Origin of the sequence: Methylobacillus glycogenes JCM 2850, from assembly GCF_000617925.1 — a bacterium.
Lineage (GTDB): Bacteria > Pseudomonadota > Gammaproteobacteria > Burkholderiales > Methylophilaceae > Methylobacillus > Methylobacillus glycogenes.
This window is the reverse complement of sequence record NZ_BAMT01000002.1, coordinates 411,726-436,826: the sequence shown is the minus strand read 5'-3', so window position 1 is coordinate 436,826 and position 25,101 is coordinate 411,726. Positions and strand designations below refer to the sequence as shown.

Genomic DNA, 25,101 nt, shown 5'->3' with positions numbered 1-25,101 from the left:
TCAACTTTGACAGCTCTGCGGGATCTGCATCCCGGCCTTTCTCAGCAAGCTTGCGGTTTCAAATAGCGGCAATCCCATGACGCCGGAATAACTGCCTTCAATACGTTCTATCAGCGTACCACCCAGACCTTGTATGCCATAGGCCCCCGCTTTGTCTCTGGGTTCACCGCTGGCCACATACGCCGCGATGACATCTCTTGATAATTGCGCCATCTTGACGCGAGTGCTGGATAAAGCCACCTCTATATTATTTGCCGTTAACAAGGCAATCGCGGTATGCACTTCATGCCACTGCCCAGACAGCGCTTGCAACATCGCCACCGCATCATCGTCATCGGCGGGTTTGCCCAATATCTGCTGATTAACGCAGACCGTGGTATCTGCGGCCAGTACCGGCAAGTCAACCACAGGTAATGCATGGCCACAAGCCTCAGCCTTAGCACGCGCCAGGCGCAGCACATAGGCTTGCGCTTCTTCGGCATTATATACAGACTCGTCTATATCCGAGGGCAAAATTGTATAAGTGATACCTATCTGCGTGAGCAATTCTGCACGTCTTGGTGAACGTGAAGCCAGATAAATTCTGTTCATTGATGCATGCTCCATGGGCATAAGCCCTATGATGTTGCTTGACGGCTTGTTATGAATTAGAAGTATGTGGCATTCAAGCATACTGGCATTGATGCATGCTTAAAGCACTATATAGCACAGGGGCGAAGATACTAACTGATCCCCTAGCTGCAAGCCAGTACCAACCTTATGGAGATGTTCATGGCTGAATGGGCCTTGTTATTCAAAACCGCCATCGCGCTGTTTGCCATCGTTAACCCGATAGGCGTTATCCCAATTTTTATCAGCGCGACCGATGGCTGGCAGCGCCAGGATAGGCAAAGAACCGCACGAACCGTCGCGGTGACGGTATTTATCGTGCTGACCATTTCAGCACTGCTGGGTGAGCAGGTGCTGGATTTCTTCAGCATCAGCATTCCCTCGTTTCAGGTCGGCGGCGGCATTCTGGTGATGATGATTGCCATCTCCATGATGCATGGCAAACAAAGTGCCTCACGCCAGACGCGCGAGGAAGCGGCTGAGACTGTGGAACGCGATGTCATCGCCGTGGTGCCGCTCAGCATTCCCTTGCTGGCCGGACCTGGTGCTATCAGTAGCATGATTATTACCGCGCAGCAGACTGGTAGTTGGTGGGGTCATCTGTCCCTGGCACTGCCGATTGCGGCAGTGTGCCTCGGTATCTGGCTGGCCTTGCGTTTGTCTGGGCATATCGCTCAGCGGCTAGGAACGCTGGGCATTAATGTAGTGACGCGGCTGATGGGCTTGATCCTGGCGGCGATGGCGGTGGAGTTTATTGCTCATGGTCTAAATGGCCTGTTTCCCGCGCTGGCTTCATAAGCTATCCCGCTGTAAAATTATGGGTTTAGCTTAAAGGCGCTTGCGCCACACTGTTCATGATCTGGAAACCTCATGCCACGGTAGCCGCTATTGTAGAGCGTGCTGGCCGTTTTCTCCTGGTGGAAGAACAAACCCCTGATGGCTTGCGCTTTAATCAGCCTGCCGGGCACGTCGAGAATGACGAAAGCCTGATTGAAGCTGTCATCCGCGAAACGCGTGAGGAAACCGCCTGGGGCTTTCAGCCCACCAGCCTGCTGGGCATATACCAATGGCGTCACCCGATCAAAGACGCCACTTATCTGCGTTTTGCCTTTATTGGCGATGTACATGACCATCAGCCTGAGCAGGCGCTGGATCAAGGCATAGTGCGCGCGGTGTGGATGAGCGTGGAAGAAATCCGTGCCAGCCAGGACAGGCATAGAAGCCCGCAGGTGCTGACCTGCATAGAGCATTATCTGGCGGGACAGCACTTCCCCCTCCATGCCATTACCCATTTGCAAAGTTAAGTGTAGCGTCTCATGAAGAAAAAAATCATTGTTGGCATGTCTGGTGGCGTGGATTCCTCGGTAGCGGCACTGCTGCTGCAGGAGCAAGGCTATGAGGTCATCGGCCTGTTCATGAAGAACTGGGAAGACGACGATACCGATGAATATTGCCCTGCCAAGCAGGACTTGATAGACGCTGCCGCGGTAGCCGACAAGCTGGGTATAGAAATTGAAGCGGTTAATTTCAGCAAGGAGTACAAGGAACGCGTATTCGCCAATTTTCTGGAAGAATACAGCGCTGGCCGTACGCCCAATCCAGATATTCTTTGTAACTCCGAAATCAAGTTCAAGGCCTTCCTCGATCATGCCATGGCACTAGGTGGCGACCTGATGGCTACCGGGCATTACGCCAGGTGCGTGAACGTCACGGCTTGTTCCAACTCATGAAGGCCGATGATGGCAGCAAGGATCAAAGCTATTTTCTGCATAGGCTTAACCAGGCCCAGCTTTCCAAGACACTGTTCCCGCTAGGTCACCTGCCCAAGCGCGAAGTGCGCGAGATTGCGCGTCGCGCAGGCTTGCCCACCAGCGAGAAAAAAGACTCCACTGGTATTTGCTTTATAGGCGAGCGCCCGTTTCAGGAGTTTCTCAGCCGCTATCTGCCGCGCACACCGGGCGAGATTCAGACACCGGAAGGCCGTGTCGTGGGTGAGCATAACGGCTTGATGTATTACACCATGGGCCAACGCCAGGGCTTGGGCATTGGTGGCTCTAAGGAAAGCAATGGTGAGCCATGGTTTGTCGCGGGCAAGGATATGCAGCGCAATGTGCTGATTGTGGTGCAAGGCCATGAGCATCCTCTGCTGCTGAATGATGGCCTGGTGGCCAGCAATCTGCACTGGATTGCGGGTGAAGAGCCGCGCACGCACTGGGTGTATGCCGCCAAGACACGTTATCGCCAACCTGATGCGCCTTGCGAGATAGACAAGCTGGAAGGCGACCATACGGAAATTCGTTTTGGTCAGGCACAATGGGCGATTACGGCCGGGCAATCGGTAGTGGTCTATGAAAGCAATGTCTGCCTGGGTGGCGGCATTATTACTTCAGCGCTTTAGGTTTTAATCACTTAAACCTCAGCTCCGGCTTATTTATTCAAAATAGGCCGGGCTGATCAACTCTGAGCGCTGAGTAAAACGCGTCTAAGGCTGCTCACCTTGTGGGCATCTCCAGCATCAAGCTGGATGTGGCACGGTTTCCTTGAACGAGGGGCGCTTCATCATGGCGGCATAGTGCTTGGCAAGGTTGGGGTATTGTTGCTTCCAGTCCAGCTCTGCATAGCGTAGCTCCAGATAGCCCAGCACACAGCCCAGGGCAATATCTGCCAGACTAAAGGTGTCGTTGACACACCATTTTTTCTTTTCCAGATCGGCATTGAGTTTTTCCAGGCCGCGCTCGACCTTGCCCAATTGCTTGGCAATCACTGCCGCATCCTGCATGCCCTCGGGGCGACGCCCTTCCATAACGGCGGCAATCGCCGCATCACAGACACCATCGGCCAAAGCCTCCCAGCGACGCACCCAGACCCTGGCGCTATGATCTTGCGGCAGCAAATGCGCCAATGGTGTGCGGTTATCCAGATACTCCACAATCACGCGGGAATCATAGAGGCTGTCGCCATCTGCCAGAATCAATACCGGGATTTTGCCCAACGGGTTGTGATCATTGACCGGACAGTCCGCAGCGGCAAGCACCACGGGCACCATGGTGACATCGATACGCTTCTCTGCCGCGACAATTCTTACCTTGCGGGCATAGGGACTGGTATTGGAGTAGAGCAGCTTCATCATGGTGATCAAGGTCAGGAAGGGATGACTGCATTATAATGTAAATCATGAATGCCACACTGAACCCACAGCAACTCCCGCTTTCCCTACAACAACTTGTCACCAGTGATGTCGCCCGCGCGCTGGAAGAAGATGTAGCAGCGGTGATTTAACGGCACAACTTGTCCCTGTGGGCGAGCAGGCCACAGCGACCATCATCAGTCGTGAAGCTGCCATACTCTGCGGCACGCCCTGGGCCAATGAGGCTTTCAAGCAGGTATCACGCGAGACTATCTTGGACTGGCAAGTGGCCGAGGGCGAGCGCATCACCCCCGGCACTGTGCTATGCGAAATTAGCGGGCCTGCACGCGGCTTGCTCACCGCTGAACGCTGCGCACTGAATTTTCTGCAGACCCTGTCCGCCACGGCCAGCCAGACGCGGCAGTATGTAGATGCCATCGCTGGCACTGGGGCGCATATTCTGGACACGCGCAAGACCCTGCCCGGGTTGAGGCTGGCGCAGAAATATGCCGTGCGCGTAGGCGGTGGTTTGAATCAGCGCCTGGCCTTGTTTGATGGCATATTGATCAAGGAAAACCATATTGCGGCGGCAGGCAGTATAGAAGCTGCGCTTGAAAATGCGCGTGCTTTGAACGCGCGTCATGCGGATGAAGCCGCCCCAATACAGATTGAAGTTGAGAACCTGCAACAACTGGAGACAGCACTTGCGGCCAATGCCAAGCTGATCTTGCTCGACAATTTCAGTACATCGCTATTACAAGCGGCAGTCAAGCTCAATGCCAGACGCGCCATTCTTGAAGCTTCAGGCGGCATTGATCTCAGCAACGTCAGAGAAATTGCCGAGACCGGGGTGGACCGCATCTCGATTGGCAGCCTGACCAAGCATGTACAGGCCATTGATCTCTCCATGCGCTTCCAGTCGCAAAGTTTTTGATCCATTTTTGATCTAGGAACTTCCAAGGAAACCAACACTACCTAGATTGCTTGCCGCCAAATGGCGACAAGTCGACTTTTAACCGGCTTGGCTTTAGTATGAACATCATGAGTCAAGCTGCCCCGCCCTATACCCCCGCGCCCGGACGCCTTAATCTTGCAGAAACTTTGCGCATGCTGGTCAATGACGGCATGGTGCATAAATTGCAGGCCGAGCAATTGTTCAAAGATAGGCGGCTGGACAGCTCGGACACCCACCCGCTCAGCATCATCAGCGAGCAAAAGTGGAAAAACCTACAGCCACCGCACAAGACACTCAGTCTGGAATCGCTCACCGCCTGGCTGGCCAAGCGCGCAGCGCTAGAGCATTACCATATAGATCCGCTCAAGCTGGATTTTGGTGCTATCGCCCAGGTGATCACCAAGGCCTATGCCGAGCGCCTCAAGATCATGCCGGTCAAAGTGAGCAACCAGGAAGCCGTAGTCGCCACCGCCGACCCCTTCTATACCGACTGGATTCCCGATCTTGAGCGCATACTCAGGCTGAAGATTCGCCTGGTGGTCGCTAACCCCAAGGAAATCAATCGCTATCTGCCCGAGGTCTACAACCTCGCCACCTCTATCAACATTGCCAACACCGCCAAGGCTGGCCAGGTCATAGGTGTGCAGAATCTGGAGCAATTGGTTGAGTTGGGCAAGAACAAGAATCTGGATGCCAACGAGCAGCATGTGGTCAACATCGTCGACTGGCTATTCAAATATGCGTTTGAGCAACGTGCCAGCGATATTCATCTGGAACCCAGGCGCAATATGGGCATGCTGCGCTTCCGCATCGATGGTGTGCTGCATCAGGTGTATCAGTTGCCAGCCGCCATCATGAATGCGATTACCAATCGCATCAAACTGTTGGGACGCATGGATATGGTGGAAAAGCGCCGCCCGCAGGATGGTCGCATTAAGACGCTGACCGATGAAGGCGAGGAGATAGAGTTACGGCTCTCGACCATGCCAACAGCGTTTGGCGAAAAATTGGTGATGCGGATTTTCACGCCAGAAATTCTGGTGAAGGATTTTCTGGCGCTGGGGTTTTCCGATAAACAATCGGCGCAGTGGACGCAATGGACGCAATCACCCAATGGCATTGTTTTGGTCACTGGCCCAACGGGCTCAGGCAAAACCACCACGCTGTACTCCACGCTCAAACTACTGGCGACCCCAGAGGTTAATGTCTGCACCATAGAAGACCCGATAGAAATGGTGGAACCCGCCTTCAATCAAATGCAGGTGCAGCAGAATATTGGGCTGAACTTTGCCGATGGTGTGCGCACCTTGCTGCGGCAAGACCCGGACATCATTATGGTGGGGGAAATTCGCGATCTGGAAACAGGTGAAATGGCGATACAGGCCGCGCTGACGGGCCATCTGGTGCTGTCCACCCTGCATACCAATGATGCGCCATCCGCGGTAACGCGCCTGCTGGACCTTGGCATTCCCTCTTATTTAATCCACTCGGCCCTTATCGGCATCATGGCCCAGCGTCTGGTGCGTACGCTCTGTGTACACTGCAAAACACCCACCAGCATCAGCCAAGAACGCTGGAATGAGCTGGTAGGTGCCTGGAAATTACCCAAGCCTGAGCATATCCAGCAAGCCAATGGCTGCCTGGAATGTCGCATGACGGGCTTTCGTGGTCGTAGCGGCATTTATGAAATGCTGCCCATCAATCAGGCAATGAAAAAACTCATCACTCACGATGCCGATCTCACCAGCATCAAGCGCCTGCCTACCAGCAAGGCATGCAACCATTGCTGATCAACGGCATGGAAAAGGTCGCCGCTGGCCTGACCACCATAGAAGAACTGCTCAAGGTAGCCCCGCCACCATTTGAATAAACAGGAAACGAATACTTTTGCCCTGTTCAATTACGTCTTGCCCGCATGTGGTTTGATTGCTAACTAAAAAATGTAGGTTCAGGGCTGCTCTAGCTGCCTGAAGGCGTACTTGATAGCTGTGTTTGCGCTGGGGCATCACCAGCCCTCATTCCTGACAAGCCACTTAAAAATCACCAGCTTAAAGCAGTAATTTCCGCATTCTTCCTTGACCAAAGCAGCGCAAACCGTTAGTGTTCTAGGTTTCCCAAACTCTCGGCGTAGCAAGCAATATCTATGGAATTATCTGGCGCAGAAATCGTCATCCGCTGTCTTCAGGAAGAAAACGTTAAATACGTTTTTGGCTATCCTGGCGGCGCGGTGCTCAACATTTACGATGAAATATTCAAACAGGATAAGTTCAAGCATATCCTGGTCCGTCATGAGCAAGCTGCCGTGCATGCAGCTGACGCATATTCACGCGCGACTGGTGAAGTGGGTGTGGCTTTGGTCACCTCCGGCCCTGGTGCCACCAATGCGATTACCGGTATTGCTACCGCCCATATGGATTCAATCCCCATGGTCGTCATCAGCGGCCAGGCGCCTACACCAGCGATTGGTCTAGATGCCTTCCAGGAAGTCGACATGATAGGTATTTCACGCCCTTGCGTGAAACACAACTTCCTGGTCAAGGACGTCAAGGATATTGCGCCTACCATCAAGAAGGCCTTCTTTATCGCCGCTACCGGCAGGCCAGGCCCGGTGGTTGTTGATATCCCTAAGGACATCACCGCGCATCTGGGTGCATTTGATTACCCCAAGAGCGTAGAGATGCGTTCGTACACGCCTATACTCAAGGGCCATTCCGGTCAGATCAAAAAAGCCATCAAGCTGATGCTGGATGCCAAACGCCCCATGCTTTACACCGGCGGTGGCGTGGTGCTGGGCGATGCTTCACAGGAATTGATCAAGCTGGCGCGCCGTCTGGGCTTCCCTATCACCAACACCTTGATGGGCCTGGGTGGCTACCCGGCAACCGATAAGCAGTTTGTTGGCATGCCAGGCATGCACGGCACGCTGGAAGCCAATATGGCCATGCAAGAGTGCGATGTGCTGGTCGCCATAGGCTCGCGCTTTGATGATCGCGTGATTGGCAACCCACAGCACTTCTACAACAAGAACCGCACCATTATTCATGTGGATGTTGATCCATCCTCTATCTCCAAGCGCGTCAAGGTCGATGTGCCTATCGTAGGCCACGTACAGTCTGTGCTGGCAGAGATGAATGAGTTGCTGGATGCGGAAACCCGCACCCCAGACCCGGTTGCACTCAAAGCCTGGTGGACCCAGATTGAGGAATGGCGCAGCCGTAACTGTCTGAACTACAACCGCAATAGCGACATCATCAAGCCACAATACGTGATTGAGAAGCTGTGGGAAGTCACCAAGGGCGAAGCCTATGTGACCTCTGACGTTGGTCAGCACCAGATGTGGGCGGCGCAATACTATAAATTCGACAAGCCACGTCGCTGGATCAACTCCGGCGGCCTGGGCACCATGGGTGTAGGCCTACCCTATGCCATGGGCGTGCAGTTTGCTGACCCTAGCGCCAAGGTGGCCTGTGTTACGGGTGAAGGCAGTATTCAGATGAATATTCAGGAGCTTTCCACCTGTAAGCAGTTCCATCTGCCGATCAAGGTGATCCTGCTCAACAACCGCTATCTGGGCATGGTGCGCCAGTGGCAGCAGTTCTTCTATGAAAATCGCTACTCTGAATCCTATATGGACAGCCTGCCGGACTTCGTCAAGCTGGCTGAGTCCTATGGGCATGTCGGCATGAATATCGAAAAACCTGCAGATGTTGAAGGTGCGTTGACTGAGGCCTTCAATCTGACTGACCGCTTTGTGTTCATGAATTTCATCACCGATCAGAACGAAAATGTGTTCCCCATGGTGCCTAACGGCAAAGGCTTGTCCGAAATCATCCTGGCTGAAGACCTCTAAGAAGAACCACGCATGAAACATATCATCTCTATATTGATGGAAAACGAAGCTGGCGCGCTCTCACGCGTGGCTGGCCTGTTTTCCGCGCGCGCCTACAATATTGAATCTTTGACCGTGGCACCCACCGAGGATGCCACTTTGTCACGCATGACCATCGTCACCTCCGGATCGGATGAAGTGATTGAGCAGATCATCAAGCAGCTCAACAAGCTGATTGATGTGGTCAAGGTACTGGACCTCAACGATGGCCGCTTTATCGAGCGCGAGCTGATGTTGGTGAAGGTAAAGGCCACTGGGCCGTTCCGCGATGAAATGAAGCGCATGTGCGATATTTTCCGCGGTCGTATCATCGACGTAGCAGACGGCAGCTACACCATAGAGCTGACAGGCTCTGGCTCCAAACTGGATGCCTTCCTGGAAGCGCTGGACAAGGCCGCCATTCTTGAAACCGTGCGCACCGGAGCATCCGGTATAGGCCGCGGCGACAGAATACTCAAACTTTAAACGCTTAGCGCTGCAACGCATTGTGCGTTCTGCAGCACCACACCCTCTGTATTGAAAGGTAAAAAATGAAAGTCTATTACGACAAGGACGCTGACTTATCCCTGATCAAAAAGCTCAAGGTGACCATTGTGGGTTATGGCTCCCAGGGTCACGCCCACGCGCAAAACCTCAAGGATTCCGGCGCCACTGTCACTATCGGTGCTCGTAAGGACGGTAGCTCCTTCGCCAAGGCAGTGAATGCTGGCCATGATGTTAAGGAAATCAAGGATGCAGTGAGCGGCGCTGATGTTGTGATGGTCTTGCTGCCTGATGAAACCATGGCTCAGATCTATGAGGCAGACATCAAGCCTAACCTGAAGAAGGGTGCAGCCCTGGCTTTCGCTCACGGCTTCAACGTGCATTACAACCAGATCGTGCCTAGCAAGGATCTGGACGTCATCATGATTGCGCCTAAGGGCCCTGGTCACACTGTACGTTCCGAATACCTCAAGGGTGGCGGCGTACCTTCCCTGATCGCGGTTTACCAAGATGCTTCCGGCAAGGCCAAGGACATTGCCTTGTCCTACGCTGCAGCTAACGGCGGCACCAAGGGTGGCGTGATCGAGACCAACTTCCGTGAAGAAACCGAAACCGATTTGTTCGGTGAACAAGCTGTGCTCTGTGGTGGCGCGGTTGAACTGGTTAAGGCTGGTTTCGAAACTTTGGTTGAAGCTGGTTATGCCCCAGAAATGGCCTACTTCGAGTGCCTGCACGAACTGAAGCTGATTGTTGACCTGATGTACGAAGGCGGCATCGCCAACATGAACTACTCCATCTCCAACAACGCTGAATACGGTGAGTATGTGACTGGCCCACGCGTGATTGCAGACCAGGCACGTGCTGCATGAAGGAATGCCTGACCAACATCCAGAACGGTGACTACGCCAAGCAGTTCATTCTGGAAGGTCGCACCAACTACCCATCCATGACCGCTCGTCGTCGCCTGAACGCTGCTCATCCTATTGAGCAAGTGGGTGGCCAACTGCGCGCCATGATGCCTTGGATTGCCAAGAACAAGCTGGTTGACCAATCCAAGAACTAAAAAGCCCCAGTATTAAGCGTTGATACGCTTGAAATGGACAAGAGGCCGGGCTGAAATGCCCTGCCTCTTTTGTTTTTCAGTCACCGATTTTCTATGAGGCCACCATGGCATCCTCTTGCATCGTCAAGCTGCAATACCTGATTCCCAAGACCGCCCTGACCGTACTGGCAGGCAAACTGGCACATCTACGCGCGGGCAAGCTCACCACTGCGGTCATACGCTGGTTTGTGGGCCGCTATCAAGTCAACATGGCAGAGGCCGCCAACCCTGCGATTGAAAGCTATGCTAGTTTTAATGAGTTTTTCACACGGGCATTAAAGCCAGGCGCACGCCCCCTGGCGCAGGCCAGCCAAATCTGCCCAGTGGATGGTGCCATCAGCCAGTTTGGTGAGATCAAGCACGACCAAATCTTCCAGCCAAGGGCCATGATTACTCCACCCGCACTTTACTTGCGGGCAATGGCGAGATGGCCAAGCAATACGATAATGGGCATTTTGCCACTATCTACCTTAGCCCCAGGGATTACCATCGCATCCATATGCCATGCCGCGGCAAGTTGCTGAGCATGACTTATGTGCCCGGCGACTTGTTTTCGGTTAATCCCGCCACCGCGGAAAACATTCCCGGCCTGTTTGCGCGCAATGAGCGCGTTGTCTGCGAGTTTGCCACCTCAGAGGGTAATTTCGTCCTGGTATTGGTGGGTGCCACCATCGTCGGCAGCATGGCCACCATCTGGCATGGCATCGTCAATCCGCCGCGCCCTGGTCGCGTGCAAACTTGGCATTATGAGGATCAAAACATTGTGCTGGAGCAAGGGGATGAGATGGGACGCTTCTTGCTGGGCTCTACCGTAGTCCTGCTCTACCCGGCTACTTTCAAATTGGCGTTTTCCGGCAACTGGGCACCCCGCGGAGCGGTACGCCTGGGCGAGGCTATGGCGCAAGCACAATAACTCAGCCAAGCGCTTGCAAGGTGTGGCCCAGGCAAATGAATTCACACAATATTAGGCACAAAAAAAGCCACGGTAGTCACCGTGGCTTTTTTTCCGAGTTTAAGACGGTTTTTCAATTTGCCTAGAACCCGATCTCTAGCGTATTAACTGGACTTCCTTCTCTTCCGCACGTGCGCGGCGCCTATCTGCCAAGTGTGAGGACAATTCCTTCAAAGCCAGGCGGTAAACATCACGCTTGAACTCAATCACGGAGTCCATCGCCACCCAGTAATCACTCCAGCGCCAGGCATCAAACTCTGGGTGTGCCGTGGCACGCAGGGAGACATCGCTATCACGGCCCACCAGCCTCAGCAGAAACCAGATTTGCTTTTGTCCCTTGTAGCTGCCGCGCCATTCCCGTTTTATCCAGTTGGTTGGCACGTCATAACGCAGCCAATCCCTGGTTCTACCCAGAATTTTGACATGCTCGGGCCGCAAGCCCACTTCCTCCATCAGTTCACGGTACATGGCTTGTTCTGGACTTTCGCCATGTTTGATGCCACCTTGTGGGAACTGCCAAGAGTGTTCGCGGATGCGCTTACCCCAGAACACCTGATTGCGACCATTGCACAGAATTATGCCAACATTCGGGCGATATCCATCGCGATCTATCATGACAACATACCTCTATAATTTGACGTAATTCTTCCATATTTCGCCCGATAAAGAAAGAAATACCCCTAACTTGAACATGCCTAGGCTATAGGCAAAACCTGCCTGACATCTCGCCTTGACGCTGTTTACACCCGGCCCGTATACTGCCAAGTCAACCTGTAGCAAGCACTGCGCGTTTATTCTCCAATGGCAACAACTCATATCTCCAAGTCGCATCTCGCCAACATTGCTTATTCCAAAGTGCAACATATTGTCACTACGCTAGGCTTGGCCCTGCTGGCACTGGTTGCCTTTACGCCTGCCATGGCTGATCAGGCCTATATCACCAACCAGGGTGACAACACGGTTTCTGTGATTGATCTGGACACATTACAAGTCACTGCCACGATAGCCGTAGGCAAGTCGCCAGTTGGGGTGGCTACCTCGGCCAAGCTAGGTAAGGTTTACATCAGCAATGTAGACAGTCACTCCGTCTCGGTGATTGATAGCCAGCAACTGCAAGTGACCGACACTATCGATATTGCAGCTCGCCAGTGGGCATTGCCCTTTCACCCGACAGCCGCACCTTGTATGTGGCCGACTGGAATGACAACCGTATATTGGCGATCAATACCGCCAACACGGCAGAACGCCGTGAAGTCAGCATAGGCAAGGCCCCTGCTGGCATTATGATCAGCCCTGACGGCAGCAAACTGCTGGTTGCCAACCGTGACAGCAATGACCTTGCCATTATAGACACCACCAGCCTCAAGGTATTGCAGCGCATTGCCACTGGCGCTCACCCCTTTGGCATCGCTGCCAGCGCGGATAGCAAAAAAGTATTCAGCGTCAATGTCTACGCCAATAGTTTATCCATCCTTGACCTGAGCAATGGCAGCAGCCAGACCATAGCCGTGGGTGAACATCCTTACTGCGTGATTGTCAGTCCGGATAATCGTTATGCTTATGTCACCAATACCCAGGCCGATTCGGTCTCAGTTATAGACCTAGAGCTAGGCAAGGAAATCAGCAAGATACATGTAGGCGGCTTCCCCGAAGGCATCAATTACGATGCTAAGCGCCAAAAGATTTATGTTGCCAACTGGTTTGACAACTCAGTTTCAGTGATAGACGCCAGTAGTCATAAACACCTGAAGGACATCCCGACTGGCAAGCAAAGCCGGGCCTTTGGGCAGTTTATTCTCAAGACGTCACATTGATAGGGGCTGTTCTAGTATGCTGTCCCGCACACAATTGCAGGACAGCACACTGGCTGCCCACTTTAAAGTAGCTATAAAACATGGAGAAATAGTGATGAAAAAGATACTCGCCCTGCTGGCTATTGGCATGTTGCCACTGACAGCTGCCGCCCACGGCCCTTCCCCACAAAAAGTAGAAAAAACCGTTGTGATCGACGCCAGCCCTGACAAGGTCTGGGGCCTGATCAAGGACTTCGGCGGCTGGCAAAAGTGGCACCCTGCCATTGAAAGCACCAAGCTCGACAAGCGCAAGGATGACGCTGGCCAGGAAGAAACCACACGCCTGCTGACCCTGAAGGGCGGCGGCACCATTCTGGAAAACCTCAAGAGCATTGACGATAGCAGCAAGCAGATGAAGTACGGCATCATCGAGGGTGTATTGCCTGTTGCTGACTATTACTCCACCATCTCTGTAAAGGCAGTTGACGGCGGCAAGTCTGAAGTCAAGTGGATGGGTCGCTTCTACCGTGTTTACAAGCTCAACCCACCTATCCCACCAGGTCAAGATGACAAGTCTGCTCTGGATGCAGTGAACGGCGTTTATGACGCTGGTTTGGCTAACCTGAAGAAGGTTGCTGAAGGCAAGTAAGTCTGCAACTTACTAAAGCTTGTCACTAGCTGACAATTTTTGTCAGTGCCTGAAGCTGAAAAGGCGTAACTAAGGTTACGCCTTTTTGTTGCGCATTGAAAATATCCTTTATTTTCAATAACAAGTCATCTTTTTATAAAAGTTGGCACGCAGGTTGCAATACTCTGAGCACGCGGTGTAGTGCATACCGCAACAGTCAACCAAACCAAACAAAGGGGTTAGCGATGAAAAAGGTACAACAAGGTTTTACTCTGATCGAACTGATGATCGTTGTTGCGATTATCGGTATTCTGGCTGCGGTAGCGATTCCGTCTTACCAAGATTACACCGCCAAGTCTAAATGGGCTGCAGCATTGGCTGAAGTGGCACCCGGAAAAACAGGTTTTGATCTGGCGTTGAATGAAGGTTTGACACCGACCTTAACAAACCCACCACCTGATGGCTCAGCTTACATAGGTGTTCAAGCTAGCAACGCAAATACCACAATTGCTCTCGCCACATCCGGTACATTGACTGCGACGATTGTGAATGGCCCAAGCACTGTAGCCACTCGCACCATCACCTTGACTCGTAACGCCACAACAGGTGCATGGACATGCGCGTCGACAGCCTTGCAACGTCATATCGGCCCAGTGGCAGTATGCACAGGTGCAGCTTCTTAATAGAACAAGCTTGATGCTCAACACAACCCGCTTACGAGCGGGTTTTTTATTATTCGTGGCCCAGAATACTTACATCAAATCCATGCCCCAGCAGGATGATTGCAGCTGCCGAGCTACGTCGTCCAGTATGACAGTAAGTGATATAGCTTTGCGATTTATCCAGATTATTCAGTAGTTTGCGTAAATCATACAAAGGCGTATTGATCGCGTTAGGAAGATGCTGATAGTCATACTCTGCAGGCAAGCGCACATCCAGCCACTTGGCCCCTTCTTTGACCATTTGCTCAGCTTGCGCAACCGTCACTTGCTGTAAAAGCGGTGTCTGCAATAATTCGAGGAAATCCTGCTTTTTCAGCCTGAGCAATAGACCACCGGTTTTCATAACGATGGTGGCATTGCGGCGATTGCTGCTCACCAAAGCCTCTTCACCAAAAGCCGACCCCGGACCAAGCTCTGCAAGAATGACATCAGGCTGCCCGGGAGCAGGTCTGCGACTCACCAAGGCTTGGCCTTGGTCAATCAGGTAATAATAATCACCTTCTTCGCCCTGGCGAATAATGACCTGCCCTATGACCACTGGCAGCAGTTCCATACGCCTGAACATTTCTTCAATATTTGCAGCCGGTAATCGACTGAACAAGCCATTCTGTAATTTGGCTACGCCAAACACCTCGGTTTGCCGCATCCATTTGGCTTGATCTGGCACTTCCGGTGTTTGCGGTAAACTGGCCTCAAGCTCGAGCTCATCTCCCGCAAGCTGATCCCAGGTCATCATAATGTCCAGCAAGTCGGTATCAATACGCACTATCTGGATATCAGTCAGGGCACGAGTATCTTTCACCGGCAGTGGACCACTGCCCACAGGAAATTTGGCTTCTTCGCTACCCCCCACCAACACCCGGCTGCTGCCATCAACATGATTAATCGCCAACTCACCCTGCAAGAGATATAACACTTGGGAGTTTTTGTTGACGTTCAGACGCCAGGGATCAATGTCCTGATTGACGTACTCAATAAAGCTCAGTGTCGCCAATTCATGCAAACGAGCTTTCGATAGTGAAAGTATGGGTTCAAGTTGCAGCAAAAAGGTTTCAAGGATGTGCATAGGTTCTCACAAGGTTATGGTCTGCCCATGCTGCAGGGCTTGTGGCGCTAATGGATGCTGTAATTGCTCAATGTCGTTCATGATGCTGTCTGCCTCGCCGGGCTTGAGGTGGGTAATCCACACCCGAGGGCGAGACTGCAGCAGATCAAGCCCCTTCAGCAATAAGGAAGGGCAAAGATGGCAAGAGAGTTTGGCCAGCTCAATATCGGCATTGCTGAATGCAGTCTCAATAATCAGGTGCTGTAGATTTTGTACCTGATTGAGCGCATGCCAGAACGCATCGTTGTGGGTAGTATCTCCGCTGAAAGCAATGCCGCCACCCTCGCCTTCAATCAAATAACCGAGTGCGGGCACACTATGCCGCGCAGGCAAGGCGGTAATTCGGGTTTTTCCAACATTCACCGTTTCGCCCACCACTAGCGGCGCATACTGCAAAAGAGGATGTTCCAGTGACGGAATCTGGTTGAAGTCTGGCCAGACTTGCCAATTAAAAATATGTGCTTTTAAGACAGCGATGGTTTCCGCCAGAGCATGCACCACCACGGGGGCTTGCCGCCTACCCAACACGGTATCGAGCAGGAAGGGCAAAAATGCCGTGTGATCGAGATGGGCATGGGTAAGAAACACATGATCAATGGCTTCAAGTTGCGTAATGCTCAGTTCGCCCACGCCGCTACCTGCATCCAGCAGAATAAGCTCATCAATCAAGAAAGAGGTCGTACGCTGACCTTGGCCTACGCCGCCACCGCAACCCAACACTTCGAGCTTCATGCTGGCCCCTGTTTGCTATCGAAGCGATGAATGCCCTGCCATTGCGGCTCTGGAGGCTGGCTCATGCATTCGGCGATACGTGCTAGATAGATGTGATGAATTCTTCGCTCCCCAAACCTTGACTGTAAATCCAGAAATGCTGTCCGCGCTTGCTGCCAATGTTGTTCTCTATAGTGTAACAATGCCTGGGCATAGTGCAGTGATTGCTGCTCGGCCTCAGAGCTTGTCACTATTTGTGCAGCGCTATCCAGAATCGGCGCATAAATACGTACAGCAGCATCTTTACCTTTTACGCGCACAAGATCAAGTTCGCGGTAATGGTATTGCGTTGCCGCCAGGCAGACCGCCTCACTCAAGATGAGTGGTTCAGCATAATATGGTGACAAGCTTTCAAGTCTGGCGCCCAGATTCACCGCATCGCCCAGCACGGTATAAGCCATGCGAAAGGCCGAACCCATATTGCCTACCGTCATTTCCCCACTATTGAGCCCTATGCCTATCTCCAACCTGGGCCAGCCTTTTTGGTAAAAAGCCGTATTGACCTCTTGCAGCGCCTGCAGCATGCCGATTGCCGCGCTACTGCATGATTTGCATGTTGCTCATCATGCAGCGGCGCCCCCCAAAAGGCCATGATGCATCGCCCATGTATTTGTCTATAGTGCCACGATGCTGGTGTATCACCTCGGTCATGGCGCTGAGATACTCGTTCATGAGCTTGGCCAGTTCCTGCGGTGGCAGCGCCTCGGAAATACTGGTGAAGCCACGAATATCACAGAACAGCACCGTCATCTGACGATTCTCACCCTCCAGCCCAAAATTTACGGGCTGGGCAGCCATCTCGCTGACCAAGGCTGGCGGCACATATTGCCCAAATAATTGGGTCAAATGCCGCTTGCTGCGGGACTCAATGAAGTAGCCATAACTCACATTGAGCACATAGATCAGCACAACCGCCAATAGTGGCGAGGCCAAGGGTAAATCCAGCCCGGCACGCCAAAGCACCAAATTGCCTGTTACCAAGCCAAGCAACACCGCAAGGCTCAAAACTGTGCCCGCCAATGGGCTCAGGGCAGGCAGATAATAAGCCAAGCTTAACCCCAGGATAACTAGCAGCAATATTTCTGCACCCGTTCTGTAATCTGGCGCATGACGCAAATTGCCATCCAGCATGCCAGCAATCATATTCGCGTGTACTTCCACCCCGGGGTAAACACTTTGTACTGGCGTGGCGCGCAAATCCATGAGGCCAGGAGCACTGGTGCCCACCAGCACTATCTTGCTCTTTAATGCCGATAGAGGTGCACGACCATGCAGCACATCGCTGGCGGCGATATAGGAAAAGCTGCCTTGTGGTCCGCGATAAGGAATCAAGGCGGTGATATTGGCATCCACAGGCAGCCTGCGCTGGCCCAGCCCTATCCACTCCAGGCTGTTATAACCAGCAGATTGCTCTATGCCCGCAGTGAGTTGTGGCTCACCCAAGGCGAGACGTGTCACGGCCAGCGCCAGTGACTCATACAAACCATCGCCATGCTGCACCAACAAAGGCACGCGGCGGGTGATGCCGTCATCATCAGGTTCAGGATTGAAATGTCCAGCCGCAGCGGCTTGCTGTTGTAACTGGGGTAGATTGGCACCGTAACCATTGGCTGCCATCACCGCCATATGGGGCATGGCCTGCAGCACACTGGCATCCAGTGCCGCAGGCGGCAACAGCCCTATGTTGTGGCTGGCCTCACCATCGTGACGAAAATAATAGCCCAGCACCACACGGCGCCCCTGCATGCTGTTGGCAAAACGTTGATCGTAGTTGAGTTCCGGCTCCAGCGCGGCAAGTGCGGCTTTGTAACCCGCCTGGTCGTGCAACTGCTGGCTTTGCAACCGTTGCAACACTGGCAAGCCTGAACTTTGATCAGCCTCGGCAAACACCACGTCAAACGCCACCACATCAGCGCCATAACGCTCAAACAACTGATCCAGCAACAAGGCAAGTTTGTCACGGCTCCAGGGCCAATGCCCCTCTTGCTGCAAACTGGCCTCATCGATATCGACAATCACAATGCGCTCATCCACGCCACCCGGCATGGTGAGCTTGAGCCTGGCATCATAGGCAAAGCGTTCCAGGCTACGCAGCACCTGGCTGTCCATGCCGCCTGCAACCTGCACCATCAGCAAGATAGGCACCAGCATGCCCAATAGCCTGCGCAAAGTGTGGTGAGAAATCAGCTTGGGTAGTCGCATATGCCAGGCAAAGGAGCTTATAGTAAGGCATTAAGCATAGCCTAAATGCATGCCAACAGGCACCCAGCCCAGGCTTGCCGCGCATGGAACCTGCTATGCGTGGCAAAATGCAGGTTTTGCAATCAACTGGAAACCTCATGGCCTTGCTGGATTTTATAGAACTTGCTGCTGCAGAACCCATCCATAACACGGTGATCCTGCTACACGGACTAGGGCTGATGGTCATGACTTTGCCCCCATCGTGCAGGAGCTGGCGCTAGCCAACACGCGCTTTATTCTGCCGCATGCGCCCAGCATTCCAGTCACAGTCAACCAGGGTTATGTCATGCCCGCCTGGTATGACATCTATGGCTTTGGCGCTGATTTCAAGCAAGATGCCGTCGGCATACAAGCAACGCAACACGCCATCAATGCCTTGATCGCCAATGAAATCCAGCGCGGCATCCCCAGCGAGCGCATTACGCTGGCAGGCTTTTCCCAGGGTGGGGCAATCGCGCTGCATACGGCTTTGCGCCATCCTCAGCCTTTGGCTAGCGTGCTGGCTTTATCGACTTACCTGCCGCTGGCAGACACCCTGGCGAGTGAGGCCAGCGTTGCCAACCGCCAAATCCCCATTTATATGGCGCACGGCACGGCAGACAACGTCATCAGCCTGGAACGCTGTCATGCCTCTGCACGTGCATTGCAGCAACAGGGTTACCAAGTAAACCTGCATGAATATGCCATGCCGCATTCGGTTTCCATGGAAGAAATTCAGGATATCCGTGCCTTCTTGCAGCCGCGCTTAGCCATAACATCAACTTAATCATGGTCTATAGCGGCGGATCAGCGTAAAATCGTGCCTATTTTCAATAACGCAGGCCGCACTGGCAGGGGTTTACGCCCAGGGTTCAAGCCAACATGCGCAATCCTGCCCCAGTTGTACTCATGAGCAAAAAAACCAAAGCTGACGACCAACAGGCGAGCATGTTTGAGGCCCTGGCCTTTGAAGATGCCATGACAGAACTCGAGCAATTGGTCGGGCAGATAGAATCCGGCCAGCTTCCGCTTGAGCAATCGCTGGCCGCTTACAAGCGCGGCTCAGAGCTATTGCTGCATTGCCAGAAATCACTGGCCGATGTCGAGCAGCAAGTGCGCATCCTCAATGAGTCCAATCAGCTACAAGCCTATACCGATACTAAATGACCGATTTCCAAAGCTGGGCCCTACACATACAACAACGTATGGAAGATGTGCTGGACACTGTGCTGCCAGCTGCCAACATTGCCCCTGACCGCCTGCATGAAGCCATGCGTTATGCCGTGCTCGGCGGCGGCAAGCGGGTGCGCGCCCTGCTCGCCCATGCTGCCGGCGCCTTGTGTGGCGCAGATGCTGCCAAGGTAGATATTGCCGCCGCCGCTGTGGAGCTGATACACGCTTACTCGCTGGTGCATGATGACATGCCCTGTATGGATGACGATGATCTGCGCCGCGGCAAACCTTCGTGTCACAAACGTTATGATGACGCGACAGCCTTGTTGGTAGGTGACGCCCTGCAAACGCTGGCCTTCCAATCTCTGGCTACGCCAGGTTTGTGTACTGATGCCCATAGGCAACTTGAAATGCTCAATTTACTGGCCATCGCCAGTGGCTCACGCGGCATGGCGGGAGGTCAGGCCATTGATCTCGCCAGCGTAGGCAAGCCTTTGGATCAGTCCGAACTTGAATACATGCACATCCATAAAACCGGGGCGCTGATTCGCGCTGCGGCCCTGCTGGGTGCCCATTGTGCGCCGCAACTAGACCCGCAAAAACTACAGGCCATAGATCATTATGCCCAATCCATAGGCCTGGCTTTCCAGGTGGTGGATGATATTCTTGACGCCGAAGCCGACAGCGAAACTCTGGGTAAAACCGCAGGCAAGGATGCCCAAAGCGACAAGCCCACCTATGTCACCATTTTGGGCATAGAGCGCGCCAAGCAATTGGCGCAAGAATTACTGGAAAACGCCCTCACGCCCCTGGCGGAGTATGGTGACGCTGCCACGCCACTGAGACAGCTGGCCACTTTCATCACACAACGCAGCTTCTGAGCCCGCCTGACATGAGCAAACTGCTGGATACTATTCAAAGCCCCGAGCAACTGCGCAAGCTGGAGCGCAAAGAACTACATGCACTGGCAAGCGAACTGCGTGAGTTTCTGGTCAACAGCGTGTCACAGACTGGTGGTCATCTTTCCTCCAACCTGGGGGTGGTTGAACTCACCATCGCGCTGCATTATGTGTTCAACACGCCAGAAGACCGCCTGGTGTGGGATGTAGGTCACCAGACCTACCCGCACAAGATACTGACTGGCCGCCGTGAGGCCATGAGCGAGTTGCGCAAGCCACAAGGCATTGCCGGATTCCCACGCCGCAGCGAAAGTGCTTATGACACCTTTGGCACGGGGCACTCCAGCACCTCCATCTCTGCCGCACTGGGCATGGCGGTTGCCGCGCAAAAAGCCGGGCTGGAGCGCCGCTCTGTCGCCATCATAGGCGATGGCGCCATGACTGCGGGTATGGCTTTTGAAGCGCTGAACAATGCGGGTGCGATGGATACCAATATTCTGGTCATCCTCAATGACAACGATATGTCGATTTCGCCCAATGTAGGCGCGTTGAACAATTACCTGGCCAAGCTGTTATCTGGTCGCCTGTATACCACCATGCGTCGTTCGGGTGAAAAAGTCCTGAATGTTGTGCCTCCAGTACGGGAATTTGCCAAGCGTGCCGAAGAGCATGTCAAAGGCATGGTCACCCCTGGCACTTTGTTTGAAGAGTTCGGTTTCAATTACATAGGCCCGATTGATGGTCATGACCTTGATGTCCTGATCACCACGCTGAAAAACATACGTGAGCTCAAAGGCCCACAATTCCTGCATGTTGCCACGCAAAAAGGCCACGGCTATCAACCTGCCGAGGATAATCCTGGCAAATATCATGGCGTGGGCAAGTTTGACCCCAGCAATGGTTGCGCCACTGCATCTTCCGGCAAGAAGACCTACACCCAGGTATTCAGTGACTGGTTGGTGGATATGGCGGAACAGGACGTACGCCTGATCGGCATTACCCCCGCCATGTGCGATGGCTCGGGCCTAAATGCCTTTGCCGAGCGTTTCCCTGAACGTTTCTATGATGTGGGCATTGCTGAACAGCACGCGCTGACTTTTGCCGCGGGCATGGCCTGTGATGGCCTCAAACCTGTGGTGGCCATCTACTCCACCTTCCTGCAACGCGCTTACGATCAGTTCATCCATGATATCGCCCTGCAAAACCTGCCAGTGGTGTTTGCCATAGACCGTGCTGGCTTGGTGGGCGCGGATGGGCCTACCCATGCGGGCAGCTTTGATTTGAGTTTCCTGCGCTGCATCCCCAATATTGTCATCATGACGCCCAGCGATGAAAACGAATGCAGGCAAATGTTGTATACCGCCTACCAGCATGAGGGCCCCTCCGCAGTGCGCTACCCGCGCGGCAGTGGCACTGGTGTCAGCATTAGCAAACAAATGCAGGCGTTACCCATTGGCAAGGCGGAGATACGCAGGACAGGTAGCCGCGTGGCTATTTTAGCTTTCGGCAGCATGCTCAGCCCTGCGCTACAGGCAGCGGAAACACTGGATGCCACTGTCGCCAATATGCGCTTCGTCAAGCCGCTGGATATCGCCACGGTGCAAACCCTGGCTCAGCAACATGAGTTGATTGTCACCATAGAAGAAAACACCATTATGGGTGGCGCAGGCGCTGCCGTGATGGAAGCCATGCAAGCGTTGGGACTGAACACAGCCACGCTATGCCTGGGTTTACCTGATACTTTCATAGAGCATGGCGTGCATGAAACCATGCTGGCCGAATGCGGTCTTAACGCTGCAGGCATAGTCGCTGCAATTGAGAAAAGATTAACCAAGTAGTATACTCAACTATTAGCCAGCGCAATTGGCTCAAGTATTCAACTTCAAGCATTTAACTTATAGCTCTTCAGGAACGCCATGAACCAACCCTCCATTCCACCCATTGAAGATGTGCAGAACACCCCGGATACCCGGCAGCTCGCCATTGACAAGGTAGGGATCAAATCCATACGTCATCCGGTCAAGGTCAAGGACAAGACCGGCGGTGTGCAGCACACCGTGGCTACATTCAATATGTATGTATTCCTGCCGCACAACTTCAAGGGTACGCACATGTCGCGCTTTGTTGAGATTCTCAACATGAACGAGCGCGAGATCTCCGTAGACTCGTTTGAAAGTATTCTGCGTGCAATGGTGGAGCGCCTGGACGCTGAGTCCGGCCATGTGGAAATGACCTTCCCCTACTTCGTCAACAAAGCGGCTCCGGTTTCTGGTGTAGAGAGCCTGTCTGATTACGAAGTCACCTTCATCGGCGAGATCAATCAGGGCAAATATGACATTACGGTCAAGGTCGTGGTGCCAGTAACCAGCCTCTGCCCATGCTCCAAGAAGATTTCCGATTACGGCGCACACAATCAACGTTCACACGTAACTGTGACCGCCTTGATCAATGACTTCATCTGGGTTGAAGACATTATTCGCCTGGTTGAAGATCAAGCCTCTTGCGAAGTCTATGGCCTGCTCAAGCGCCCTGACGAAAAATACGTCACCGAACGTGCTTACGACAATCCCAAGTTTGTTGAAGACATTGTGCGTGACGTGGCTGCCCAGCTTAACGCTGAAAAGAAGATAGACGCTTATACCGTGGAATCTGAAAACTTCGAATCCATCCACAATCACTCGGCTTATGCCTTGATTGAAAAGAAAAAGCGCTAATCAGCTCTGAGTCGCTAGCCGACTAGCAGCAATAAAAAACGGCAGCCCAGGCTGCCGTTTTTTATTGCTGTGCGTATACATCAATATTTCTTGATCAAGGTCAGGGCAATGCCATCACGCTTCATTTCCACCCGGTTAAGCGCGCTCATGCCCAGCAACACCACGCTTGGGGACCCCCCTTCCATCACCAGACCATCGACCTGGCTCAACACCAAACCATTGAGCTTGACGCTATTGATCACCACCCTATAGGCATCGGCAACCCCATTGGCAGTCTGCACAGACACTGGCGTACCGCGCTTGTAATCTATTTTGGCATAACGTGCATCACCGCTATTGAGCACAATCGCAGAGGCGCCAGTATCCACGAGAAAACGCAAGGTCATGCCATTAATCTGACCATCAGCGAAATGATGCCCGGTGGAATCAGCATAGAGAGTGACACTAGCAGCCCCCGAGCTGACATTAGGCCCAGCAATGGAAACCGCCTGCCCCATGCCCAGCTCACGCCTGCGGCCTTCCGCCTCAACCACGGCTTTTTCACTATTGGCGGAGATCAGCTTGACGCCCTCTGGGCTAATATCATTCTCGGACAAAGTGCGCGGCTTGCCACCATTAATGACCATTACCGCCTTACCATGAAACAAGCCGACAATATTGATCTGGGTTTCGGCTTGCGCTACCAAGGAGGCAAAGAATAACGACACTGCTATCCAACAAGCTCTCATCAATATCCTTTATTCGGGCCGCATCACGAACATGAAAAAGATAAAACCGAGCATAGCGCAGAGTGCGGATGCGGTAAATGTCCAGCTAGGCCCCAGGCTTTCCCAGGCAAAGCCGCTGACCACCGCGCCCAAGGTGCCACCGACGCCGTAGGAGATGCTGGTGTATAGCCCCTGACCCTTGGATTGATGCCTGCCCTTGAAGTATCTATGCGTCAGCGCCACGGCTGCCGCATGATAAGAGCCAAAAGTGGCGGCATGCAGCGTTTGTGCGAGCACGATCAGCCACCAGACATCGACCGCCCAGCCAATCACGAAGAAGCGCACAAAGGCCAGAAACAGACTGGCCAGCATGATGCGACGTAAGCCAAAGCGCGCCGTCAGGCGTGGCATATTCAAAAACACCATGATTTCACAGGCCACACCCAGCGCCCACAGCCAGCCTATCGCATCTTTGCTGTAACCATGGTCAACCAGATAAATGGAATAGAAAGTGTAATAAACGCCGTGTGCTGCAGACATGGTAAAACACGCCGCCATCAAGGCAATTACTTCACGGCGCTTGAGAATGGCCCACCAGGTACTATCGCCTTCCTGCTGCAAGGAGACCAAGGGATCGGACAAGCGCCAGGACAGGGCCCACACGCCTGCCAGCAAGGCAAAAATCACCCACAGCAGCGCCATCATGCCCACATACTGCAAGGCGTAACCCAGACCAATGACGGCCACAACAAATCCTATGGAGCCCCAAAGCCGGATATGTCCGTAGCGATCCAGCCTATCGCCCAGATGCCCTAAGGTTACTGCCTCTATCAGAGGCAAAGAGGCGCTCCAGAAAAAGCTCAGCGTCAGCATCACCGCAAACAGCCAGTAAAAACTTTCACCAAAAAACACACCTAGGTAAGCGACCAGACTAGCGCCAGCCAACCATTGGATAATCGGCACACGATGGCCACGCCTGTCTGCTACCCAGCCCCAAAGACTGGGCGAGAAACTGCGTGCCACCTGGAACAGCGACATCAGAATCGCGATTTGAAAGGCGCTAAAGGAGAGGGACTTAAGGTACAAAGTCCAAAAGGGGGTAAACGCCCCGACGAAACCGAAATAGGCGAAGTAAAAGCCTGAGAGCCGCCAGTAAGGCAGCGTATTCTGACTCACGCCCAGACCCAGCTCAGGGATGGCTTTAGCAGCGAGCTGTCCTCACATAGGTGCAAGCTGCCCCTGAACATGAGCT

At 53.3% G+C, this 25,101-nt stretch carries 22 protein-coding genes and 5 pseudogenes; 18 read left to right on the top strand and 9 right to left on the bottom strand.

The annotated features are described in order from the left end of the window. Nucleotides 1-591, bottom strand: a complete 591-nt coding sequence (locus tag JCM2850_RS05925; protein ID WP_148301203.1) for a Maf family protein — start codon at nt 589-591, stop codon at nt 1-3. 180 nt (nt 592-771) lie between these two features. Here JCM2850_RS05925 and JCM2850_RS05920 point away from each other — a divergent pair, with 180 nt between their 5' ends. The 3 genes and pseudogenes from JCM2850_RS05920 (at nt 772) to mnmA (ending at nt 3,007) form a co-directional block, all read left to right on the top strand. Continuing rightward, nucleotides 772-1,407 (top strand): YchE family NAAT transporter, encoded by a 636-nt coding sequence (locus JCM2850_RS05920; protein ID WP_025870469.1) that lies wholly within the window; start codon nt 772-774, stop codon nt 1,405-1,407. A gap of 56 nt (nt 1,408-1,463) precedes the next feature. Beyond that, nucleotides 1,464-1,913 carry an NUDIX hydrolase gene (locus JCM2850_RS05915; RefSeq protein WP_025870467.1) on the top strand — a complete coding sequence of 150 codons (450 nt, stop codon included), beginning with the start codon at nt 1,464-1,466 and terminating at the stop codon, nt 1,911-1,913. Between the two features lie 12 nt (nt 1,914-1,925). Then, nucleotides 1,926-3,007: pseudogene (gene mnmA / locus JCM2850_RS17470) on the top strand (tRNA 2-thiouridine(34) synthase MnmA). Nucleotides 3,008-3,124: 117 nt separating this feature from the next. Here the strand turns inward: mnmA and JCM2850_RS05905 are convergent. Continuing rightward, nucleotides 3,125-3,736, bottom strand: coding sequence for a glutathione S-transferase family protein (locus JCM2850_RS05905; protein ID WP_025870465.1), 612 nt, complete (start codon nt 3,734-3,736; stop codon nt 3,125-3,127). A 47-nt stretch (nt 3,737-3,783) separates the two neighbouring features. Here JCM2850_RS05905 and nadC point away from each other — a divergent pair. From nadC to asd, 6 genes and pseudogenes are all read left to right on the top strand, one after another. Further along, nucleotides 3,784-4,670, top strand: a pseudogene (nadC, locus tag JCM2850_RS17465) (carboxylating nicotinate-nucleotide diphosphorylase). 107 nt (nt 4,671-4,777) lie between these two features. Continuing rightward, a pseudogene (gene tfpB / locus JCM2850_RS17460) lies at nt 4,778-6,561 on the top strand (type IV pilus assembly ATPase TfpB). Nucleotides 6,562-6,834: 273 nt separating this feature from the next. Next, on the top strand, nt 6,835-8,541 hold the full coding sequence (locus JCM2850_RS05890) for an acetolactate synthase 3 catalytic subunit (RefSeq protein WP_025870463.1): 1,707 nt from the start codon (nt 6,835-6,837) through the stop codon (nt 8,539-8,541). A 12-nt stretch (nt 8,542-8,553) separates the two neighbouring features. Continuing rightward, nucleotides 8,554-9,045, top strand: coding sequence for an acetolactate synthase small subunit (ilvN, locus tag JCM2850_RS05885; protein ID WP_025870461.1), 492 nt, complete (start codon nt 8,554-8,556; stop codon nt 9,043-9,045). A gap of 65 nt (nt 9,046-9,110) precedes the next feature. Further along, nucleotides 9,111-10,126, top strand: a pseudogene (ilvC, locus tag JCM2850_RS17455) (ketol-acid reductoisomerase). Between the two features lie 104 nt (nt 10,127-10,230). Next, a pseudogene (gene asd / locus JCM2850_RS17450) lies at nt 10,231-11,078 on the top strand (archaetidylserine decarboxylase). A gap of 135 nt (nt 11,079-11,213) precedes the next feature. Here asd and JCM2850_RS05870 read toward each other — a convergent pair. Further along, a complete protein-coding gene (locus JCM2850_RS05870) occupies nt 11,214-11,732 on the bottom strand; it encodes an RNA pyrophosphohydrolase (RefSeq protein ID WP_025870459.1) in 519 nt (172 codons plus the stop codon). A 186-nt stretch (nt 11,733-11,918) separates the two neighbouring features. On the opposite strand from JCM2850_RS05870, the gene JCM2850_RS22490 reads away from it, so the two are divergent. From JCM2850_RS22490 to JCM2850_RS05855, 4 genes are all read left to right on the top strand, one after another. Continuing rightward, on the top strand, nt 11,919-12,380 hold the full coding sequence (locus JCM2850_RS22490) for a beta-propeller fold lactonase family protein (RefSeq protein WP_234406115.1): 462 nt from the start codon (nt 11,919-11,921) through the stop codon (nt 12,378-12,380). After that, nucleotides 12,266-12,931, top strand: coding sequence for a YncE family protein (locus JCM2850_RS17445; RefSeq protein ID WP_234406114.1), 666 nt, complete (start codon nt 12,266-12,268; stop codon nt 12,929-12,931). Before JCM2850_RS22490 ends, JCM2850_RS17445 begins: the two co-directional genes overlap by 115 nt. Before the next feature lie 94 nt (nt 12,932-13,025). Further along, entirely contained in the window at nt 13,026-13,559 is a 534-nt protein-coding gene (locus tag JCM2850_RS05860; RefSeq protein ID WP_025870457.1) for an SRPBCC family protein, read from the top strand. 224 nt (nt 13,560-13,783) lie between these two features. Continuing rightward, a complete protein-coding gene (locus JCM2850_RS05855; protein ID WP_025870455.1) occupies nt 13,784-14,221 on the top strand; it encodes a pilin in 438 nt (145 codons plus the stop codon). Nucleotides 14,222-14,270: 49 nt separating this feature from the next. Here the strand turns inward: JCM2850_RS05855 and JCM2850_RS05850 are convergent, their stop codons facing one another. The 4 genes from JCM2850_RS05850 to JCM2850_RS17440 are packed head-to-tail and all read right to left on the bottom strand — an operon-like array spanning nt 14,271 to nt 18,338. Continuing rightward, nucleotides 14,271-15,326 carry a cyclic nucleotide-binding domain-containing protein gene (locus JCM2850_RS05850; protein ID WP_025870453.1) on the bottom strand — a complete coding sequence of 352 codons (1,056 nt, stop codon included), beginning with the start codon at nt 15,324-15,326 and terminating at the stop codon, nt 14,271-14,273. Between the two features lie 6 nt (nt 15,327-15,332). Next, the gene (locus tag JCM2850_RS05845; RefSeq protein WP_025870451.1) at nt 15,333-16,097 is read right to left on the bottom strand and encodes a 3',5'-cyclic-nucleotide phosphodiesterase; all 765 of its coding nucleotides are present in this window, start codon (nt 16,095-16,097) and stop codon (nt 15,333-15,335) included. Further along, nucleotides 16,094-16,660: an adenylate/guanylate cyclase domain-containing protein gene (locus JCM2850_RS23355; protein ID WP_051525290.1), complete on the bottom strand. Its 567-nt coding sequence runs from the start codon at nt 16,658-16,660 to the stop codon at nt 16,094-16,096. The genes JCM2850_RS05845 and JCM2850_RS23355 overlap by 4 nt, the downstream gene beginning before the upstream one ends. 13 nt (nt 16,661-16,673) lie before the next feature. Next, the gene (locus JCM2850_RS17440; RefSeq protein ID WP_199898258.1) at nt 16,674-18,338 is read right to left on the bottom strand and encodes a CHASE2 domain-containing protein; all 1,665 of its coding nucleotides are present in this window, start codon (nt 18,336-18,338) and stop codon (nt 16,674-16,676) included. Nucleotides 18,339-18,579: 241 nt separating this feature from the next. On the opposite strand from JCM2850_RS17440, the gene JCM2850_RS17435 reads away from it, so the two are divergent. The 5 genes from JCM2850_RS17435 to folE2 all read left to right on the top strand — a co-directional run bounded on the left by JCM2850_RS17435 (nt 18,580) and on the right by folE2 (nt 23,142). Then, nucleotides 18,580-19,143 (top strand): alpha/beta hydrolase, encoded by a 564-nt coding sequence (locus JCM2850_RS17435; protein ID WP_369384837.1) that lies wholly within the window; start codon nt 18,580-18,582, stop codon nt 19,141-19,143. A 122-nt stretch (nt 19,144-19,265) separates the two neighbouring features. After that, on the top strand, nt 19,266-19,523 hold the full coding sequence (gene xseB, locus JCM2850_RS05830; RefSeq protein ID WP_025870449.1) for an exodeoxyribonuclease VII small subunit: 258 nt from the start codon (nt 19,266-19,268) through the stop codon (nt 19,521-19,523). Then, nucleotides 19,520-20,410: a polyprenyl synthetase family protein gene (locus JCM2850_RS05825; protein WP_025870447.1), complete on the top strand. Its 891-nt coding sequence runs from the start codon at nt 19,520-19,522 to the stop codon at nt 20,408-20,410. The genes xseB and JCM2850_RS05825 overlap by 4 nt, the downstream gene beginning before the upstream one ends. A gap of 11 nt (nt 20,411-20,421) precedes the next feature. Then, on the top strand, nt 20,422-22,266 hold the full coding sequence (gene dxs / locus JCM2850_RS05820) for a 1-deoxy-D-xylulose-5-phosphate synthase (RefSeq protein ID WP_025870445.1): 1,845 nt from the start codon (nt 20,422-20,424) through the stop codon (nt 22,264-22,266). A gap of 78 nt (nt 22,267-22,344) precedes the next feature. Beyond that, entirely contained in the window at nt 22,345-23,142 is a 798-nt protein-coding gene (gene folE2 / locus JCM2850_RS05815; RefSeq protein WP_025870443.1) for a GTP cyclohydrolase FolE2, read from the top strand. A gap of 80 nt (nt 23,143-23,222) precedes the next feature. Here folE2 and JCM2850_RS05810 read toward each other — a convergent pair whose 3' ends face one another. Together JCM2850_RS05810 and JCM2850_RS05805 are read right to left on the bottom strand one after the other, a co-directional pair. Further along, nucleotides 23,223-23,849, bottom strand: coding sequence for a retropepsin-like aspartic protease family protein (locus JCM2850_RS05810; protein ID WP_369384836.1), 627 nt, complete (start codon nt 23,847-23,849; stop codon nt 23,223-23,225). Nucleotides 23,850-23,879: 30 nt separating this feature from the next. Beyond that, nucleotides 23,880-25,025 (bottom strand): MFS transporter, encoded by a 1,146-nt coding sequence (locus JCM2850_RS05805; RefSeq protein ID WP_025870439.1) that lies wholly within the window; start codon nt 25,023-25,025, stop codon nt 23,880-23,882. Between the last annotated feature and the right edge of the window lie 76 nt (nt 25,026-25,101).

Excerpts from the sequence above, each read along its gene's own strand:
- JCM2850_RS05925 (WP_148301203.1), bottom strand. The coding sequence starts at position 591 with ATGAACAGAATTTATCTGGCTTCACGTTCACCAAGACGTGCAGAATTG.
- JCM2850_RS05920 (WP_025870469.1), top strand. The coding sequence starts at position 772 with ATGGCTGAATGGGCCTTGTTATTCAAAACCGCCATCGCGCTGTTTGCC.
- JCM2850_RS05915 (WP_025870467.1), top strand. The coding sequence starts at position 1,464 with ATGATCTGGAAACCTCATGCCACGGTAGCCGCTATTGTAGAGCGTGCT.
- JCM2850_RS05905 (WP_025870465.1), bottom strand. The coding sequence starts at position 3,736 with ATGAAGCTGCTCTACTCCAATACCAGTCCCTATGCCCGCAAGGTAAGA.
- JCM2850_RS05890 (WP_025870463.1), top strand. The coding sequence starts at position 6,835 with ATGGAATTATCTGGCGCAGAAATCGTCATCCGCTGTCTTCAGGAAGAA.
- ilvN (WP_025870461.1), top strand. The coding sequence starts at position 8,554 with ATGAAACATATCATCTCTATATTGATGGAAAACGAAGCTGGCGCGCTC.
- JCM2850_RS05870 (WP_025870459.1), bottom strand. The coding sequence starts at position 11,732 with ATGATAGATCGCGATGGATATCGCCCGAATGTTGGCATAATTCTGTGC.
- JCM2850_RS22490 (WP_234406115.1), top strand. The coding sequence starts at position 11,919 with ATGGCAACAACTCATATCTCCAAGTCGCATCTCGCCAACATTGCTTAT.
- JCM2850_RS05860 (WP_025870457.1), top strand. The coding sequence starts at position 13,026 with ATGAAAAAGATACTCGCCCTGCTGGCTATTGGCATGTTGCCACTGACA.
- JCM2850_RS05855 (WP_025870455.1), top strand. The coding sequence starts at position 13,784 with ATGAAAAAGGTACAACAAGGTTTTACTCTGATCGAACTGATGATCGTT.
- JCM2850_RS05850 (WP_025870453.1), bottom strand. The coding sequence starts at position 15,326 with ATGCACATCCTTGAAACCTTTTTGCTGCAACTTGAACCCATACTTTCA.
- JCM2850_RS05845 (WP_025870451.1), bottom strand. The coding sequence starts at position 16,097 with ATGAAGCTCGAAGTGTTGGGTTGCGGTGGCGGCGTAGGCCAAGGTCAG.
- JCM2850_RS23355 (WP_051525290.1), bottom strand. The coding sequence starts at position 16,660 with ATGCTGCAGGCGCTGCAAGAGGTCAATACGGCTTTTTACCAAAAAGGC.
- JCM2850_RS17440 (WP_199898258.1), bottom strand. The coding sequence starts at position 18,338 with ATGCGACTACCCAAGCTGATTTCTCACCACACTTTGCGCAGGCTATTG.
- xseB (WP_025870449.1), top strand. The coding sequence starts at position 19,266 with ATGAGCAAAAAAACCAAAGCTGACGACCAACAGGCGAGCATGTTTGAG.
- JCM2850_RS05825 (WP_025870447.1), top strand. The coding sequence starts at position 19,520 with ATGACCGATTTCCAAAGCTGGGCCCTACACATACAACAACGTATGGAA.
- dxs (WP_025870445.1), top strand. The coding sequence starts at position 20,422 with ATGAGCAAACTGCTGGATACTATTCAAAGCCCCGAGCAACTGCGCAAG.
- folE2 (WP_025870443.1), top strand. The coding sequence starts at position 22,345 with ATGAACCAACCCTCCATTCCACCCATTGAAGATGTGCAGAACACCCCG.